The following is an 18046-nucleotide window of genomic DNA, read 5'->3' as shown; positions in this document are numbered from 1 at the left end:
TGACAAAGGTAAGGAAGATAGGTAAGAAAAAGCAGCCGGTTGAAGAATATCTGAAAATGCAGCGTCGTTTTAAGCACCTTTTTACAATGGAAGGTGGTGAGGAAGAGATTGCAAAGATACAGGCGATTGCGGATAAGAACATTGAAGAGTTCGGTCTTTGAAGTAACGTGATCTATATGGAGTAATGATGGCAGGAGATTCTCATGATAAAACGCGAGTATATGCTGGGAAATGATGCGATAGCGCAAGGTATAGTGGAAGGCGGGGCGCAGGTAATATCCGGTTACCTGGCACACCCTCCTCCGAGATAATCGGTACCATTGCTTCAATGAAGGAAAGGAATTTCTATGTCGAATGGTCGGTCAATGAGAAGGTCGCCTTTGAAGTAGCTGCGGGAGCTGCTATGGAGGGTGTGCGTTCCATTGTCACCATGAAACATGTGGGACTTAATGTAGCCGCAGACCCACTGATGACCCTGGCTTATACAGGTGTCAGGGGCAGCATGATCGTTCTTGTGGCCGATGACCCTTCGTGCCACTCTTCACAGAATGAGCAGGATACTCGCAGGTACTCGCAATTCGCGCTTATTCCATGTCTGGACCCATCAACACCTCAAGAAGCAAAGGATATGATCCCTTATGCTTTCGGGTTGTCCAACAGGATGCAGCTTCCGGTGATCTTCAGGACGACCACCCGAATATCTCACGGGAAATCCGATATAGAGCTTGGTCCTGTAACGCAGTACATGCCTGCAGCTGATTTCGAGAAGGATCTTGAAAAATGGGTGATGGCACCCAAGAATGCCCGTATGCGCCATCCTCATCTGCTTAAATTACAGGAGGATATTTCTAGGGAACTGGAAGATTCACCATGGAATAATCTTGAGCTACGCGAAGGTGCAAACTTTGGTGTGGTAGCTTCGGGCGTGGCTTCTGTTTATGCAAAGGAGGCGCTCATCAAGCTGGGTGGCGATGCATCCTTCCTGAAAATAGGGACTTATCCTGCTCCCGAAGGCAAGATACGCTCCATGCTGCAAAGCGTCGATAAGGTAGTCATCCTGGAAGAGATGGAGCCTATAGTTGAAGAGCAGGTGCGCATGATCGCCCAGGAGATGGACATGCATGTGGATATCATCGGAAAGATGAAAGGGCCTGTTCCAAGGATCAATGAGCTGAATGTTGACGTGTGCATGGATATACTTTCAGTATACCTGAAGCAGGATGCAAGCCAGAAGTAAGCATTGCTGCCAGAACCGAATCAGGAGGATGCGGTCTGGAACTGCCCCAACACCCTCCGGTGATGTGTCCCGGATGCTCTCACAGGGCTACTTTCCACGCCATGAAAAAAGCCTTCGGAAAAGATGCTATCTTTCCCAGTGATATTGGTTGCTACACCCTGGGAATACTTAACGGGGCAGTGGACACCACTCTCTGTATGGGTGCAAGCATAACCGTTGCAAGTGGGCTGTATTATGCAGGTGAGAAACGGCCCATATGCTGCTCCATTGGTGATTCCACATTCTTCCATACCGGGATGAACGGCCTGCTCAATTCCATTTATAATAAGGCTGATATCACCGTGACCATTGTAGATAACCGTATAACGGCCATGACGGGGCACCAGCAGAATCCGGGAATGGGGAAGACTAGTTACCGGAGAGCCCACCGTGGAGGTCTCCCTTGAGGCCCTATGCCGTGGAATGGGCGCTGAGTTCGTGGAAGTTGTTGACCTTTACGACCTTGAAAGGACCGAGGAGGTCTTCAGAAGGGCCAGGGATTTCAAGGGCACTTCAGTGGTCATAACCAGGCAGGCATGTGTAATAGATGCAAAACGTGTCGGTATAAAGAGGAAACCCTTTGTTATAGATACTGAGAAGTGTACAGGTTGCAGGACATGTGTGAGGCTTGGCTGTCCTGCCATCGAGTTTGATGTGAAGGTAAAGCGTGCACGTATTAATGCAATGTGCACCGGCTGTGGTGTCTGTGCCAGGATGTGTAGGTTTGAATCAATCTCGGAGGTGAAGGGATGAATGCAAAAGGAATATCTGATTTCGATCTTGTGATAGCCGGTGTCGGTGGACAGGGTACCATCCTTGCCTCTGATATAATCGGCAGGGCAGTTGTTAGGGAAGGTTTTTCCATACGTGCAGCTGAGACTCACGGTATGGCCCAGAGGGGGCGGTTCAGTTGTAAACCATATAAGGATAGGTTGCACGCTCGGATCCATGATACCTCTGGGAGGTGCAGATGTGCTGCTTGCCCTTGAACCCAGTGAGACACTTCGTTATTTGGATTATCTGGCTGAGGACGGAGTCGTAATAGTAAACACTACGCCCATACTTCCTGTCACAGTGAAATCCGGGCTCTGCTCATATCCTGATGTTGAGGAAATAATGGCATCATTGCAGAGAAAGCGGAAAGTTGTGGGTTTCAATGCCACACAGTTAGCTATTGAGGCAGGTAATGCACAGGCTATGAATGTCATTATGGTGGGAGCGATTTCGAACTATCTGCCTTTATCACCTGATGTCATGCTTGATTGTGTAAGGGAACTTGTGCCTCCAAAGACAGTGGACGTCAATGTGAGGGCATTTGAACTTGGAAGATTAGCTGCTCAAGGATGAATCTCGATTCATTCTGACTTTTTATTTGAAATAATCTGTTAATTTAACTCTGCTTTAGTTTTTCTTGGCTTTGTAAAACAATTCTTGAATTACTTTCTTCCGGTTAAATACAGTAAATACAATCAACAATGTGAAACGCATTTAAAAATGATGAAGGTGTATAGAAATCGAGGTTTTCTACGAACCCAAAAATAAGTATATCTAGAGAATCAATATTGATTTTTATTCAAATAAAACCAATGTTGCCCTCCTACTCATGACAGAACGTGCAATTGTTAAAAAAAGGATGCATCTGTGGACTATATAAAATATTTTGGCAGTCCTGCGCGGATTAATTGCTTATGGATTAGTTGCTTATATATTATTGTCAAGTAACCTATATTGTTGTTCTACATAAACAGAAACACTATCTAACTAGGAATATTAAATTTTTTCAGTGGACCCGGCGGGAATTGAACCCGCGGCCTTTACGTTGCGAACGTAACGATCTCCCCCTGATCTACGGGCCCAAAACGGGAATTTAAACTTAAACAAAAGAAAAAGAAAGAAAAAGGTTACAAAGGCCTTCCGACTTCTGTGACCATTACGCTTTCAACACCTTCGACCTTTGCAAAGGCTTCCTCGACCTGCTCGGTACCGCCTTCAAGGTCGCCTACCATGACAACCATCATGAGCGCATTCAGACCAAAGGCTATAGGCTCTTCCTTGGATGTTCCAAAGGTCGCACCCTCCGGCAGGGCTGCAATGAGCCTTTCCTTCAGTGCTGTAAGGTCGGTGTCTACATCTACAGGCATTATTTTAATTGTTGCTGCTACATCTCCCATTATCTCACCTCACGGTCCCATAAAGCCACATTTCGGGCATGTATAAGGATTACTCTGTTGTCTGCAGCTTACACACCTTCCGAGTTCTCTGCCACAACTTGGGCATGGGAAGCGTGCAAATCCGGTATCTACCAGCCTTTTGCCGCACGCGGTACACTTTTCAACTTTATTTACCATATAAATTCTCCTTTAAGCGTGATATCTGATCTGATCAATATAATACTGAAAAATTCAGCATGTCGATGATTTGAGTACATACGCAGTATATCATTTAAATATTCCCCTTGATGTGAGTTCCTACTATATCTTTTCCGATAACAGCATCAACAACTCTTTCGGGATGCTTTCCATTGACTATAACACAATCCATCCTGTATTCCTTCAAAAGCAGGGGCAGTGTGTTATCCATACAGGTCGGGCCCATGCTCAGGACCTCGTCCGCTGTCATCCATGTCTGTACCACATCTTCTGCGTATACGCCATCCACATCAGTGACCTTGATGAATCTTGCATTAAGTTCCCTGGCAACCCATGCAGCTATAGTATCCGATGTCACATCCCACGAATGAGGAAGTTTGTCGGATTCCTTCAGAACTCTGTAAGGAAACAGCATTGTAACTCCAACGGGGATCCCCTCTATGGAATCAGTGGAACCGATCCCGGTCCGGTCCACAACATAGTAGGCATACTGTTCCATGGCGAGTATAGCCATCCAGTGGGCAGCATCGTCCCCGATCCCGTATCTCTCACTGACCGAACGGACGTCATCTGCAAAAGGTCCGCCGCCTGGCACGATAAGTATTGAAAAAACGCTCTGATCAATATCTGCCCCAAAATTATCAGATAGCGACCTGATAACCGCAGGTGCATCTTCCATCAGACTGCCACCTAATTTCACAACTACCCTTTTCATGGTACTCCTGTTATATTATGCCTGCTTATCCCTTAAAATATCTGCCTCGAACATCCTTGCAGCCGCATATGCCGGGAACACTCTGGAAATCTCATAACCCCATTTCTGAGCAACGGAGATGCATTCAAAACCAAGCCTTTTTGCAGCTTCCCTGATAAGGAACTCGCCCAGGCCTGCCGATACTATCCTGTCAAGTTCATTTCTCTGTGCTACCTGTAGTATCGCTTCGCCCAGCACACTGATCTGCTTTTCCTTTACCTGCTCAGATATACGGTATATATCATCAGGAGAAACTTCCGTGAGATCGGCACATACAACCCTTGCAAGCCTTCGCATGGCATCTGTCTTACTTTTTCCTGCACCGTCTGCAGTTTCACAGGTGTATATATCTTCTGGGATATCGTCCAGAACAAGGTATGAATCCCCTGTAGTTGCAAACAGTTCGGAGGACACGCGGCACTTACCGGCAACCATGTCCAGGCTGTCGAGCAGGTATGCAAGATTTGTTCGCAGGACGCCCGAGTAGACTAGTTCACTGCGGACCAGTCGGGAAAAATCAGAGATACCTGCTACATGTTTACCATCTTTTATAGGTATTATGTCGCTGGTCGTACTTCCCATGTCCACGAATATACAATCGCCGGTCTCCGCACCAATAAGATTCGCAGATGCAGCCCAGTTGGCTGCGGCAAGCTTACGCAGGTCTCCTGATCCATCATAGAACTGCCCCTGGCTGTCAATATACCTGACATCGCAATCAAAGGCACGGTCTACGGATTCTATAATGAATTTTATACCTGCTTCCTTGTCTTGGAAACAATCGGCAAGTTCTCCGGTCATCACAACACTCACCCCGTCAGGATGATGTTTTTCTGCAATCTCCTCTAAAGCCTCAGGAAGCCTGGTATCCTTCCATAGCGGTATATAATGCAATTCTATTATCTCACCATCGGCAGAAGCAAGCTTTGTATTTGCACCGCCAATGTCAATTCCGATTATTTTCATAAAATGTCCTCAAAGTCATCTTTTGTGAACGAGAATTCCCCGTCAATCTCAACAGATTCTGGAAGCGTTCCTGATATGTTTTTCAGGAGGAGATCTCCGATCTCGGCTTTCAATGTTCTTGCAAGCCCGAAAATAGCAGTCGTAGGCCGTGGGTTCACATCGACCACATAGTTCTTTTCACCATGAACGATATCAATTCCGACATAACCATTACATTTCAATGCTTTTACAGTAGCATCTGCAACATCAAATAGTTCACTCTGATAACTTGTCCTGTAAGGCACCATGTTACCATGATAACTTACCTGCGAATTCTCATTGCTGCTGTTTATTTCAATGAATTGTTTATTCACGCTTAAAGGGAGTGTCTTCTTCCCGCCTATAATGCTTACACTAAGGTGGTCGCCTTTGATATACTCATTTGAAATATACCCTTCTGCAGCATCGTTGAAAAAGGATATCCTTACCCCCTCGGATGCACATCCGAATCTGGGTTTGATTATGCATAAACCTTCATGTTCCCCGGTTATCAATCGGGGCACGTTTATTAAGCATGATTGCAACTTCCGGGTACACTCCAGTTTATCGGCACACATCCTGACGGACTGTGGGGAGCAGCCCAGGTTTATTGTATTGCTATCGATGATCTCCGTGAGATCGGCTAGTATTTCATCCGGCCCTATCACAAGCCCTGCATCACAATTGGCAGCTTCATTCTCAAGCACACTTTCAAAATCTTCAGTGCAGGAGATCACCGCTTTTCCTTTCTCAAGCAGGGGGCCGGAAGAGAGGTAGGAAACCTCATGGCCCAGTCTTGAAAAACTGTTCACAAGTGTCCCGAGCATGGCTGCGCCTTCCAGCATGAGAGTCCCACCAAGTCCTGCTCCGACAGCATACTCTGCAAGAAGTATTTTCATGTTGGATGCAAGTGCATTATTTAATATATTATTTGCTATGAATGTACCATGATCCTAATAATATAAATTAAAAATAAATATATAGTATCAAGTGAATTAGGAGTCCGGGATGACTATGGAATTTAATGCTGATAATCCATTTGTGCAGGCAATCGCAGTATCAACCACGCTGGCAGTCTTCATGATAGGTGTGGCAATGGGCATCATGAGACTGGCATCCACCGGCTCGCCTTCTGTACCTCTTCCCATCATACTGCTCATATTCGCAGTGATCTTCATTGCAGGATCGGTCTATTTTGAGAACAGGGGTGCCGATTATGTCGGATCCATGATCGGAGGGGGAATAGCATCTTTTGCTGCGACCTTTTCAGCGACTGCTTTCTTCACAGGCATAAGATATGCAATGGAAGGCGGGATCAGTACACTGGGATGGGAACAGATCATATCTGCCCTTGCTATCTGCATGGTTGCAAGCATGCTCATAATCAGGATGCTGCAACACAAACTGCAGTCTGTTTATTAATGTCGTGCTGTATGGGTATCATGGATGATATCGACTTTTTACCTCTTGAATCTTGTTTTTTTTAGAAAATTCTTCTCAAGATGAGAAAACTATTTATAGAATATCAAACAATGGTAAATAGGATACACTCAATCATACATTGAACTCTGGAGATAATGAGATGGAGAAAGGACCTGAGAATGGTGATCTTGGTTCGGGAACAGCTGACTCCGCAAAAGTTGATGAGTGTCCTCAGGAAGATGAGGTTTCACAACTTCAGGACAAGCTGTTACGAGTCACTGCAGAATTTGACAATTTCAGAAAAAGAAGTATTCGCGAAAGGGAAGAATACCGCAAGTTCGCAGTCGAAAAGATCATCACAGAGCTACTTGAAGTTTATGATAACTTCGAAAGGGCAATAGAATCTGCAAAACAGACCGATGACATAGAATCTGTGGTTAAGGGCGTAGAAATGGTCTTTAAACAATTTGCATCGATCCTTGAGAAGGAAGGACTTCAAAAGATCGAATGCAGAGGTGAGGAGTTCGATCCCACCCTGCACGAGGCCATAATGCATGTGGAGCATCCCGAACACGAGGAAGGCACTGTCGTTGATGTCTGCAAGCCTGGTTATTACCTGCATTCAAAGGTAATAAGACCGGCAATGGTTGCAGTATCAAAGAAGCCCGGTGATGAAGAATAGGACTCTTTAAAATAAGAGTGCTGTCAAATAAAATAAGAACATAATAGTACATATCGATCAATAAAGAGGTAAAGAGTATGGGAAAGATTTTGGGAATAGACCTTGGAACAACAAATTCATGTATGGCGGTTATTGAAGGTGGGGAGCCTACTATAATCCCAAATTCCGAAGGAGGCAGGACAACACCTTCAGTTGTTGCCTTTTCAAAGAAGGGAGAAAAACTTGTAGGACAGATTGCCAAGAGGCAACTCATCACAAATTCCGATAACAGTGTCAGTTCTATCAAAAGGCACATTGGTGAAGGCGATTACACAGTAAACCTCAACGGAAAGGATTACACGCCCCAGGAGATCTCGGCAATGATCCTGCGCAAGCTGAAGGATGATGCAGAAGCGTATCTTGGCGAGACGATAACTGATGCGGTCATTACCGTTCCTGCGTATTTCGATGACTCCCAGAGGCAGGCAACAAAGGATGCAGGCTCCATTGCAGGTTTCAACGTAAAGAGGATCATCAACGAGCCGACAGCAGCATCCCTTGCCTATGGAATAGACAAGGAAGCAGGTGACCATAAGATTATGGTATATGACCTTGGAGGAGGCACATTCGATGTGTCCGTCCTGGAACTCGGAGAAGGTATCTTTGAAGTTCTTTCCACAAGCGGCGATACCCACCTGGGTGGGGACGATTTCGACCAGAGGCTCGTGGAACATATCATAACTGAGTTCAAAAAGGAAGAAGGTATTGACCTTTCCAAGGACAAAGCTGCAATGCAGCGCTTGAAGGATGCGGCGGAGAAAGCAAAGATCGAACTCTCCAGTACTACATCCACTAACGTCAACCTTCCATTCATCACTGCTGATTCCAACGGGCAGCCCAAACACGTCGACATGGACATAACAAGGGCGCAGTTCGAGAAGATGATAGCAGACTTGCTGGACAAGACACTTGTGGCCGTTAACAGGGCACTTGAGGATGCAAAGCTCAAGCAGGGCGACCTTGAGAAAGTATTACTGATCGGTGGTTCCACCAGGATCCCGGCTGTTGTAGAGCTTGTACGTAAGGCTACAGGCAAGGATCCCTTTAAGAACATCAATCCTGACGAAGCAGTCGCCATCGGTGCTGCCGTACAGGCAGGAGTTCTCAGCGGAGAGGTCCATGACGTGCTCCTGCTCGATGTCACACCACTTACCCTTGGTATCGAGACCCTGGGAGGGGTTGCAACACCTCTTATCGAAAGGAACACAACGATACCAACAAGGAAGAGCCAGATATTCTCAACAGCCGCTGACAACCAGCCTTCTGTGGAAATTCATGTAGTTCAGGGTGAGAGGGGCATCGCCTCAGCTAACAAGACACTGGGGAAGTTCATGCTTGACGGCATTCCACCTGCGCCACGAGGCGTTCCACAGGTCGAGGTCACCTTCGACATCGATGCAAATGGTATCCTCCATGTCACTGCAAAGGATCTTGGTACCGGCAAGGAACAGTCCATATCCATCCAGAAACCCGGAGGACTCAGCGATGAGGAGATCGACAAGATGGTCAAGGATGCCGAAGCTCATGCAGAGGAAGACAAAAAGCGTAAGGAAGAGATAGAAGTCAAGAACACGGCAGAATCCCTCATCAACGCCACTGAGAAAACCCTTCAGGAAGCAGGGGATGTTGCAACACCCGAGCAGAAATCAAAGGTGGAAAGTGCTGCAGAGGATCTGAAAAAGGCCATGGAAAGCGATGATGTCGAGGATATCAAATCCAAGACAGAAGCACTCCAGACAGCCATGTACGACATATCTGCTGCAATGTATCAGAAAGCCCAGGAAGAGGCTGCTTCAGCCGCCTCTGCTGAAGAGGGTGCTACATCTGAAGGTTCCTCTGATGAGGACATTGTGGATGCTGACTATGAAGTAGTCGACGATGATAAGAAGTAACTCGATCTAAAGGAAACTACAAGTAAGATACTGCGATTGTGACAGTATCTTACATTGCATTTTATGTAGCAGAGGAAATTCACAGGAATCATACATGTCCACGACACGCGATTATTACGAAATACTCGGTGTATCGAAAGATGCAACAGAAGCTGAGATCAAAAAAGAATACCGGAAACTTGCAATGAAGTACCATCCGGACAAGAACAAAGAGCCGGATGCGGAAGAGAAGTTCAAGGAGATGTCCGAGGCATACGCAGTCCTCTCCGATCCCGAGAAGAGAGAACAGTACGATCGCTTTGGTCATGCAGGTATCGATAGTCGCTACACTCAGGAAGACATTTTCAGAAATGCAGATTTCAGGGGTTTTGAAGATCTTGAGGACATACTGGGGGGGATCTTCGGAGGTTCTTTCGGAGGCTTTGGTGGCTTCGGTGGTTTTGGCGGTGGCAGACAACAGCGCCGTGGACCTGTAAGAGGTTCCGACCTGCGATATGACCTGAACATCACGCTGGAACAGGCTGCTACGGGAGCGGAAACAACCATCAACGTTCCAAGGGCAGAGAGCTGTGAGGTATGTGGCGGTACTGGTGCAAAACCGGGAACAAACCCTAAGACATGCCCTACCTGTCGTGGTTCCGGACAGGTCACACACGCCCGAAACACTCCTTTCGGACGCTTCATGTCAACAACGACATGTAATATGTGCCATGGCACGGGAGAGATAATAGAGGATCCCTGTACTGCATGCAGAGGCACCGGCAAACAGAAAAAAGTACGTAAGATCTCGGTAAAGATACCCAAGGGTGCAGATAACGGAATGCGCTTAAAGATCAGGGGTGAAGGAGAGGATGGCAGTCCAGGTGCTCCTCCCGGAGATTTATACGTAGTCATCCATGTTGAACCTCATAAGTTATTCGAACGTGCAGGTGACGATATACTCTATGAGTTACCCATTAACTTCACACAGGCAGCCCTTGGTGCTGACGTAATGGTCCCCACACTGCACGGCAAAGTAAAAATGAACATAAAACCCGGGACCCAGACACATTCCATACTGCGCCTGAAGGGTAAAGGGATGCCATATCTTCATGGACGCGGACAGGGTGACCAGCTTGTCAGGGTCAATGTAAGGACACCCACAAAACTTACTGAAGAGCAAAAAGAGCTGCTTCGCAAACTGGATCTTTCAAAAGAGGGTGATCAGGTAAAGAGTACCAAAGGTGGCAAGGGTATATTCGACAAAGTAAAAGAGGCCTTTGATTAGGACCTGGTCCTGAATATTATATTACTTCTCTATTTCTTCTTTTTTTAAATAGAACGGCAAGATTTAAAAACCAATACCAGATATATGGCTTGTTTGTTCTGTCAATTATACTTATATTCAGAAGGGATCCTATGAAAATTGTTATCATCGGAGCAGGTGAAGTCGGTTATCATATCGCAAAGGCACTTCACCAGGCAAATGATGTTGTTGTCATCGACCAGAGAGAAGAGGCATGTGAACGTGCCGATGAGCTCGATGTCCAGGTAATTAGGGGCAATGGTGCCAATGTATCCATACTTGATCAGGCTCTTGAGGACACGGACCTGCTCGTGGCTGTTACCGGATTGGACGAGGTCAATATAGTAGCCTGTATGGCATCAAAACTAATTGTAAAGAATAAGAGCCGCTTTAATACAGTTGCAAGGGTAAGTAATCCTGATTATATCGATAAACCGGTTGCAAAACGTACTCAGATAGGCATAGATACAATGATATGCCCTGAACTCACACTCGCCTCGGAGGTTGCCGAGATACTGTCAATCCCTTATGCAATTGGTGCGGAATATTTCGCAGAGGGTAAAGTCGAGATGATGGAGTTTGCCGTATCAGGTGGCAATAAACTTGTTGGAAAGGAGCTAAAGGAACTTAACATGGCTAACTGTTGTATTGTCAGTGCTCTTTTCAGGGATGCAGAGGTAATTATCCCCCACGGTACGGACAGGATACAGGAAAACGACCATATTGTCGTTATCGGAAAACCGGCTGCAATGGCAGATGTACGCGACATGTTTGGTGAAAAGGTGGGCAGACGCAGCAAAGTCATGATTATCGGGGGGGGCATCGTAGGCTTCTATCTTGCAAAGCTTGTATCTAAAGGTGACTTCGACCTCAAGATTATCGAGGCTAATAAGGAGCGCTCATCCCAGATCGCAGACCAGCTTCCTAATGTACTTGTACTCAATGGTGACGGAACTGATATCAATCTTCTAAAGGATGAAGGTGTCGGAGAGATGGATGTTGTCATTGCAGTCACCAACAGCGACGAGAAGAACCTGCTCTGTGCACTTATAGCCAAGCAGCTTGGGGGGAAGAAGGTAATAGCCAGGGCTGACCGTTCGGACTATGTATCCCTTTTTGAGATGGTCGGTGTGGACAGTGCCGTAAGTCCCAGGCAGGCGACGGTAAACGAGGTTCTGAAGCTGACAATGGGTCAGGGAATAGAAACTGTCACGACCATAGAAGGTGAAAAGGCAGAGATAATCGAGTATACCGCTTCTAAAAGATCAAAGATCGTAGGAAAACCGCTCAAAAATATCAAATTCCCGTCGGGTGCCATTATCAGCATGGTCGTCCATAAGGGAAATACAGTTGTCCCACGCGGGAATTATGTTATTGAGGAAGGTGACAGGGTAGTCGTATTTGCCCTGCAGTCTGCAAATGCCGAAGTAGAAAGACTGTTTAAGTAATTATTTTTTGAAGGAATGTTGCGTATGAATTATGCGATAATTCTCAATGTCCTGGGAAAACTTCTACAGTTCCTGGCACTTCTAATGGCTATCCCTCTGCTTGTTGCAGTATACTATGGAGATCCTTTACTTCCATTTGCAGTTACACTTGTTGTCGCAGGCTTTTTGGGAATTATGCTCTCTCGTCATTACGGAGCCGGGGGTGACTGGAAGGCAAGAGAAGGATTTGCCATAGTTGCTTTTGGATGGCTAACTGCTGCTGTTTTCGGCTCTATCCCATTCATACTCGTAGGAATTGATCCTCTGAATGCGCTTTTTGAATCCATGTCTGGATTCACAACTACGGGAGCAACAGTTCTGCAGGATATAGAGACTCATTCAAAAAGTATACTCTTCTGGCGCAGCATGACCCAATGGCTCGGAGGAATGGGGATTATAATGATCTTTATTGCAATCCTCCCAAAACTGGGGGTTGCAGGAAGACAGTTATTCCGTGCAGAAACCCCCGGGCCTACAGAAGACAAGATAAAGCCCCGTATCAGAGGAACCGCAAAGATACTCTGGACAGTCTATATAGCCATCTCTGTTTTAGAGATGGTGTTATTGAAACTTGCAGGTATGTCCTATTATGATGCCGTCACACATACCTTCACGACAATGTCAACCGGGGGTTTCTCACCCTACGGGGCAGGTGTGGCCGGATTTGACAACCCCCTGATAGAAGGGATAATAGTTGTTTTCATGTTCATTGCAGGGGCAAACTTTGCTCTTCACTACAGAACATTATACACAGATCATCAGAGCCTTATAAAGGACAATGAATTCCGGTTCTATGCAGCTATAATACTAATAGCGACCATTGTTTTGACATTCTCCCTCTGGAAGGATATGGGGCAGTCTATTGGAACTGCTTTCAGGTATGCTATTTTCCAGGTTGTTTCCATAACTACAACTACAGGTTACGCATCTACTGATTTCGATTTATGGGCCGATTCATCAAGGATCGTTCTGCTTGCGGTAATGTTCATTGGCGGATGTGCCGGTTCCACAGCAGGGGGAATTAAAGTTGTCAGGCTTCTTTTGCTTTTTAAGTATGCACAAAACGCTCTTTTCCGATCCATTCATCCAAAAGCTGTCAAAACTATCAAGCTCAATAACAAAGCAGTACCTGAAGACGTGATGCAGGCAATAGTATCCTTTGTGGTCATCTATATTATGATCTTTGCTGTCTCTACAGCATTACTCTCTCTGATGGGAATGGAACTGATAAGTTCGATCACTGCATCAATTGCCACATTGGGTAACATAGGTCCGGGATTTAATCTCGTAGGTCCGATGTCCAATTTTGCTATGGTCCCGGCTCTTGGAAAAATATTGCTGATAGCAAATATGTGGATAGGAAGGCTAGAGGTTTTCACAGTGATCGTAATGCTCACACCGGAGTTCTGGAGAAAGTGACAGGAACCGGTTTGTTAAAAAGACTTAATTAAAAATATGAAGGCAGGAAGGTCCTGCCTTTCAGCGCTCAAAGTCAAGTTCATATTTGACAACGTTCTTGAACAGTACTCTCAGGTCCCATAGAAGTTTCCTGTTGGCTTTGAACAGGGCGTATAGAAGGTCGATCAGGCTCATGGTCGAGAAATTGAAACCTTTTAGTGAATGGGCCAGGCCGTTTAGCTCCTTATCTGTGAATTTGATAAAGACATTTTTGACTATGAGGCTGTTGTCGATCTCAATTCCAATTGTTGAACGCCACTTTTTTTCGTATTCGTTTAATTTTGCCACAGAAACATCACCCACGGAAATTGCGTTGTAGGCAACTTCGCCTGCGAGCTTACCCGCCTCCATGGCGTTGATAATACCTCCGCCGGTGATCGGGTCGGATTGCCTTGCAGCGTCACCTACAAGAATCAGTCCGTTTGCAGTTGTCCGTTCGATACTGCCACTTACAGGAACCCCTCCGACATCGATCTCAAGAATACGGGCATCCGGGAACTTATCCGCTACGAAGTCTTCCAGATACTGAATCACAGTCTTTTCCCCTGACTTGCTTCCGAGAATACCTATTCCCACATTTGCCAGATCCTTTCCCTTTGGGAAGATCCAGATGTAACCTGCAGGTGCAACTTCATTACCAAGGTAGAAGTAACAATAGTCCTGATCTATGCCCGTACCGCTCATCAGGAACTGGGCACAGGTCTCAATATCCGCAGGTTTGAGAGAAGTATCAATGCCTGCCCACCTGCCGATTTTTGATTCGATCCCGTCGGCACCTATCACGATCTTACATCGTATGTCATGCTCCTCTCCCTGATGCATGACCTTAACGCCCCTGACGAAGTCATCTTCTATGATAAGTCCTGTGGCCCTTGTTTTCACAAAGATCTCAGCACCTGCTTCTGCACTTTCGTATGCAAGTGCCCTGTCAAACAGTTTACGTTCCAGGACATAACCTACCTCTCCGCCCGCAACTTCCTCTGCCATCTCGATCATACTTCCGTCCGGAGAGAATATGCGTGAACCTTTTACATCGGCACATATCCAGCGGCTGTCCGGATTTATATGCTTCCTCAGCCAGACCTTGCTTACTCCTTCGGCACACCTTACAGGGTCTCCGATCTCCTGTCGCTTCTCGATCAAAAGAACACTAAGGCCTTTCTTTGCTGCTGATTTTGCAGCAACAGAGCCAGCAGGGCCTGCACCGACCACCACTATATCGTAATAGTCTTTCATTTACTCACCTCTATAGCCCCTAAGGGACAGACTTTAGCGCAGATCCCGCAACTCGTACAACTATCATCCACTTCGATCCAAGTTTCGACCAATTCAAGCGCACCGGCAGGGCACACACCCACACATGCACCGCAGTATCCGCATTTGAACTTGTTCACTTTAATGGCCATCAATTATCACCTGTATTAAACATAACTTTTTCTAAAAGCTTTTTAAGAAGATATATCCTTCCCGTTCAAAACGGTGGATCACACAAGGTTATCCTGTATGCCGTAAGCGATAAATATATTTGCATTACTGGCACAAACTTAATTTGACCCGTGACTTACCGTTATCCTTCATACCGAACTTACTGTCAATATAAGACTTTGACAAACCATGACCATGAAGCATGATCTCCACAAGGTCGTGAGGTTCGTCAATATCAGTACTAAGCAGGAAAGAGTCGTAAACATGAACTGATTGTCCCATCTCTTCCGCTATCCTGCAATGATTCAGGAAACTGGAGTCATAATATTTTACATAGAAACTGTCAGGATTCCTGATAAAAAGGACATTCGTACCTCCGCCTTTCCCGGGAACGATGATCAGGTCCTTTTCGATAGATTTCATTTCCTTTATGTGTCCGGGAGTCACAAGGGGCATATCCGCCATGATGATCAGGACCGGCTCACTGACTGTGTCCAGATATCCGTTAATGGCATTATTAAGTTCATGTTCACTGAACAGTATGTTAACATCAAGGTCACTCGGAACACCATTCTTCGGAGTTGTGAGCACATCGATATCACTCACTCCCGCAACCTGAAGGCTTCCGACAACGTCCCTTAGCATAAGTTCAACGAAATGTTCCCTCTCTTCGAGTGACAGAGCAGGAGAAAGCCTTGACTTTGCATGTTGTTTTTTATAGGGGATCATTGCTCTCATATGCATTCCTCATAAAGTGCATTCCTTTTCATGGGCGTCCTTCCACTCTCCCTGATCATCCACTCCAGCTCACCTGCAGATGTGTATTCACCGTTGCTGCCTCCGGAAGCAGTGGTTATGTGATCTTCCATGAGCGTTCCTCCCAGGTCGTTCGCACCACAATAAAGAGCCGTTTGTGCAAGTTTTATTCCCAGCTTTACCCAGGGTGCCTGTATATTATCAATATGCTTATGCAGTATGATCCTGGAAAGGGCAAAAAGCTGCAGGTCTTCGATACCGCCTGTCATATAGCGGCCTTCAAGCATCATGTTCTCACCGATGCGGTTGTTGTATGGCATAAAGGGCATAGGGATGAACTCGGTAAATCCTCCGGTCTGCTCCTGTATCTCCTGTACCCTGAAGATGTGCTTAAGTCTCTCACTGACAGTTTCCACATGCCCATACATTATAGTTGAATTGGTACGCAGGCCGATATCGTGTGCAGTGATGATTGTATCCGTCCATTCCTGGGTACTGAGCTTATCGGGACAGATGATCTCACGCACTCTGTCCACCAGTATCTCTGCAGAGGTACCTGTAAGAGTGCCAAGCCCGCTTTCTTTCAACCTTATAAGAGCTTCTTCAACTGACATCCCCGCTTGGCCTGCACAATAGAATACTTCCATGGGTGAAAGACCATGGATATTCATTTCAGGATATTCCACTTTTATTGCCTCAAAGATATCCGTGTAATGGTCGATAGTGAGTTTTGGAGTGTAGCCCCCCTGGACACAGACTTCTACTGCACCTGCATCATCAGCCAGTCTCACTTCTTCAAGCACTTGGTCTTTTGTGAGTACATACCCTTCTTTTTGTTTGAAGGCACAGAATCCGCAGTTCCCGATGCACTGGTTTGTAAGGTAGATGTTTCTGTTGATGACATAACTGACTGTATCGCCTACAGCATCCAGACGTATATCATTCGCAAGATCGAACAGCTCGAAAGGATGGGCATCCAGCAACCGAAGGGCATCTTCGGATCCGATATTCCCGCATCGTGCATTTTCAATAATCTCATCCGAAAGCAATATATGTACTCCTTACGCAATTTTTATGTTTGCTTTTCCTGGCTCTGCGGCATCGAAAAATTTACTGTAGACTGTGTTCCTCTGTTTTGGCTGCCTTCCTGAGGAGCGTATGAACCATTCAAGCTCCTGAGCAGACATGAACTCCCCGTTGGTTGCACCTGCAGACCTGGATATCTTTTCTTCCATAAGTGTTCCGCCTAGGTCATTGGCACCACAGTACAGAGCCACCTGAGAGAGCTTCTTACCGAGTTTCACCCAGCTTGACTGGATATTATTAACGTGAGTGTTGAGGATTATCCTGGCCAGGGCATATATCCTCAGGTCCTCCATGCCCGGTGTGATATATTTCCCGGACTTTAGCATTTCTTCTCCAACGCGATTGTTATAGGGCATAAAAGGTAAAGGTACGAACTCCGTGAAACCACCTGTGATCTTTTGTATACTCCTGATAAGCATGATATGATCAATCCTTTCCTCTACGGTTTCGATATGTCCGTACATCATGGTCGCTGTAGTGGGTATTCCTGTCCTGTGGGCTTTTGTGACAACATCTACCCACTCATTTGTTTTGAGTTTGCTGGGGCATATCACTTCCCTCACCCTGTCAGAAAGTATTTCCGCAGCAGTTCCGGGCATGGATCCAAGACCTGCTTTTTTAAGTTGTATCAGTGCATCATCCACCGAAGTTTCACTCTGTCTTGCTGCATGGTACACTTCCATGGGTGAGAAAGCATGGGTGCTTATATGGGGAAACTCCTCTTTTATGGATTCGATGATGTTCACATAGAAATCCAGGCCAATGTCAGGAAGCAGGCCACCCTGGATACATACTTCAGTTGCACCGAGCCTGTTAGCTTCGCTCACCTTCCTGAGTATCTGCTCGGTGCTGAGAATGTAGCCGTCGGAGTTATGCTTGAAAGCACAGAAACCGCAATTACCTATACACTTGTTTGTGAAATTGATATTACGGTTGATGATATACGTCACAAAATCACCCACAGACTCTGATCGCAACCTGTCGGCGAGCTGAAAAAGCTCAAATGGGTGAACCTGCAACAGGGAAAGAGCATCCTCTTTTGTAGTCTCTCCCGCAAGTGCATTTTCTATAATGTCATCACTGATAGTAAACTTCATTTCTTTCTCCAGTGGATAATATGTAGGGTAAAAA

Annotated in this window: 16 protein-coding genes, 1 tRNA gene and 3 pseudogenes; 9 read left to right on the top strand and 11 right to left on the bottom strand. The window is 46.0% G+C overall.

The window, feature by feature from the left end; all coding sequences use genetic code 11:
* The 3 pseudogenes from CUN85_RS13455 to CUN85_RS12065 all read left to right on the top strand — a co-directional run.
* Positions 1 to 161, top strand: a pseudogene (locus tag CUN85_RS13455) (pyruvate ferredoxin oxidoreductase); the annotation flags it as partial.
* 42 nt (positions 162 to 203) lie between these two features.
* Positions 204 to 2029 (top strand): annotated as a pseudogene (gene iorA / locus CUN85_RS13670) (indolepyruvate ferredoxin oxidoreductase subunit alpha).
* Positions 2026 to 2623, top strand: a pseudogene (locus CUN85_RS12065) (indolepyruvate oxidoreductase subunit beta). Before iorA ends, CUN85_RS12065 begins: the two co-directional pseudogenes overlap by 4 nt.
* Before the next feature lie 437 nt (positions 2624 to 3060).
* Here the strand turns inward: CUN85_RS12065 and CUN85_RS12060 are convergent.
* From CUN85_RS12060 to CUN85_RS12035, 6 genes are all read right to left on the bottom strand, one after another.
* Positions 3061 to 3132 (bottom strand) — tRNA-Ala (locus tag CUN85_RS12060).
* A 45-nt stretch (positions 3133 to 3177) separates the two neighbouring features.
* Complete coding sequence (locus tag CUN85_RS12055; protein ID WP_135390565.1) at positions 3178 to 3447, bottom strand: elongation factor 1-beta; 270 nt, start codon at positions 3445 to 3447, stop codon at positions 3178 to 3180.
* 9 nt (positions 3448 to 3456) lie between these two features.
* Positions 3457 to 3624 (bottom strand): HVO_2753 family zinc finger protein, encoded by a 168-nt coding sequence (locus CUN85_RS12050; protein WP_135390564.1) that lies wholly within the window; start codon positions 3622 to 3624, stop codon positions 3457 to 3459.
* Positions 3625 to 3718: 94 nt separating this feature from the next.
* Complete coding sequence (locus tag CUN85_RS12045; protein ID WP_135390563.1) at positions 3719 to 4360, bottom strand: amino acid kinase family protein; 642 nt, start codon at positions 4358 to 4360, stop codon at positions 3719 to 3721.
* Between the two features lie 15 nt (positions 4361 to 4375).
* A complete protein-coding gene (locus CUN85_RS12040; protein ID WP_135390562.1) occupies positions 4376 to 5365 on the bottom strand; it encodes a hydantoinase/oxoprolinase family protein in 990 nt (329 codons plus the stop codon).
* Positions 5362 to 6282: an ATP-grasp domain-containing protein gene (locus CUN85_RS12035; RefSeq protein ID WP_167848880.1), complete on the bottom strand. Its 921-nt coding sequence runs from the start codon at positions 6280 to 6282 to the stop codon at positions 5362 to 5364. Before CUN85_RS12035 ends, CUN85_RS12040 begins: the two co-directional genes overlap by 4 nt.
* A gap of 109 nt (positions 6283 to 6391) precedes the next feature.
* Between CUN85_RS12035 and CUN85_RS12030 the strand changes: the two genes are divergently transcribed.
* The 6 genes from CUN85_RS12030 (at position 6392) to CUN85_RS12005 (ending at position 13609) form a co-directional block, all read left to right on the top strand.
* A complete protein-coding gene (locus CUN85_RS12030; RefSeq protein ID WP_135390561.1) occupies positions 6392 to 6805 on the top strand; it encodes a heat-shock protein in 414 nt (137 codons plus the stop codon).
* A gap of 160 nt (positions 6806 to 6965) precedes the next feature.
* Positions 6966 to 7487 carry a nucleotide exchange factor GrpE gene (gene grpE, locus CUN85_RS12025; RefSeq protein ID WP_135390560.1) on the top strand — a complete coding sequence of 174 codons (522 nt, stop codon included), beginning with the start codon at positions 6966 to 6968 and terminating at the stop codon, positions 7485 to 7487.
* Positions 7488 to 7564: 77 nt separating this feature from the next.
* Entirely contained in the window at positions 7565 to 9418 is a 1854-nt protein-coding gene (dnaK, locus tag CUN85_RS12020; protein ID WP_135390559.1) for a molecular chaperone DnaK, read from the top strand.
* 94 nt (positions 9419 to 9512) lie between these two features.
* Complete coding sequence (gene dnaJ, locus CUN85_RS12015) at positions 9513 to 10685, top strand: molecular chaperone DnaJ (RefSeq protein ID WP_135390558.1); 1173 nt, start codon at positions 9513 to 9515, stop codon at positions 10683 to 10685.
* Between the two features lie 131 nt (positions 10686 to 10816).
* Positions 10817 to 12151 carry a Trk system potassium transporter TrkA gene (gene trkA / locus CUN85_RS12010; protein WP_135390557.1) on the top strand — a complete coding sequence of 445 codons (1335 nt, stop codon included), beginning with the start codon at positions 10817 to 10819 and terminating at the stop codon, positions 12149 to 12151.
* Between the two features lie 24 nt (positions 12152 to 12175).
* Complete coding sequence (locus CUN85_RS12005) at positions 12176 to 13609, top strand: TrkH family potassium uptake protein (protein ID WP_135390556.1); 1434 nt, start codon at positions 12176 to 12178, stop codon at positions 13607 to 13609.
* A gap of 60 nt (positions 13610 to 13669) precedes the next feature.
* Here the strand turns inward: CUN85_RS12005 and CUN85_RS12000 are convergent, their stop codons facing one another.
* The 5 genes from CUN85_RS12000 to cofH (CUN85_RS11980) form a co-directional block, all read right to left on the bottom strand.
* Positions 13670 to 14884 carry a geranylgeranyl reductase family protein gene (locus CUN85_RS12000; RefSeq protein WP_135390555.1) on the bottom strand — a complete coding sequence of 405 codons (1215 nt, stop codon included), beginning with the start codon at positions 14882 to 14884 and terminating at the stop codon, positions 13670 to 13672.
* Entirely contained in the window at positions 14881 to 15054 is a 174-nt protein-coding gene (locus CUN85_RS11995) for a 4Fe-4S binding protein (RefSeq protein WP_135390554.1), read from the bottom strand. The genes CUN85_RS12000 and CUN85_RS11995 overlap by 4 nt, the downstream gene beginning before the upstream one ends.
* 124 nt (positions 15055 to 15178) lie before the next feature.
* Positions 15179 to 15811, bottom strand: coding sequence for a 2-phospho-L-lactate guanylyltransferase (gene cofC / locus CUN85_RS11990; protein WP_135390553.1), 633 nt, complete (start codon positions 15809 to 15811; stop codon positions 15179 to 15181).
* Positions 15808 to 16878: a 5-amino-6-(D-ribitylamino)uracil--L-tyrosine 4-hydroxyphenyl transferase CofH gene (gene cofH, locus CUN85_RS11985; protein ID WP_135390552.1), complete on the bottom strand. Its 1071-nt coding sequence runs from the start codon at positions 16876 to 16878 to the stop codon at positions 15808 to 15810. Before cofH (CUN85_RS11985) ends, cofC begins: the two co-directional genes overlap by 4 nt.
* Positions 16879 to 16890: 12 nt before the next feature.
* Positions 16891 to 18012: a 5-amino-6-(D-ribitylamino)uracil--L-tyrosine 4-hydroxyphenyl transferase CofH gene (gene cofH, locus CUN85_RS11980; protein ID WP_135390551.1), complete on the bottom strand. Its 1122-nt coding sequence runs from the start codon at positions 18010 to 18012 to the stop codon at positions 16891 to 16893.
* Positions 18013 to 18046: the final 34 nt, after the last annotated feature.

Source organism: Methanolobus halotolerans (assembly GCF_004745425.1).
GTDB classification, from domain to species: domain Archaea; phylum Halobacteriota; class Methanosarcinia; order Methanosarcinales; family Methanosarcinaceae; genus Methanolobus; species Methanolobus halotolerans.
The sequence above is the reverse complement of the archived record's forward strand: the minus strand, read 5'-3'. Positions and strand labels throughout refer to the sequence as shown.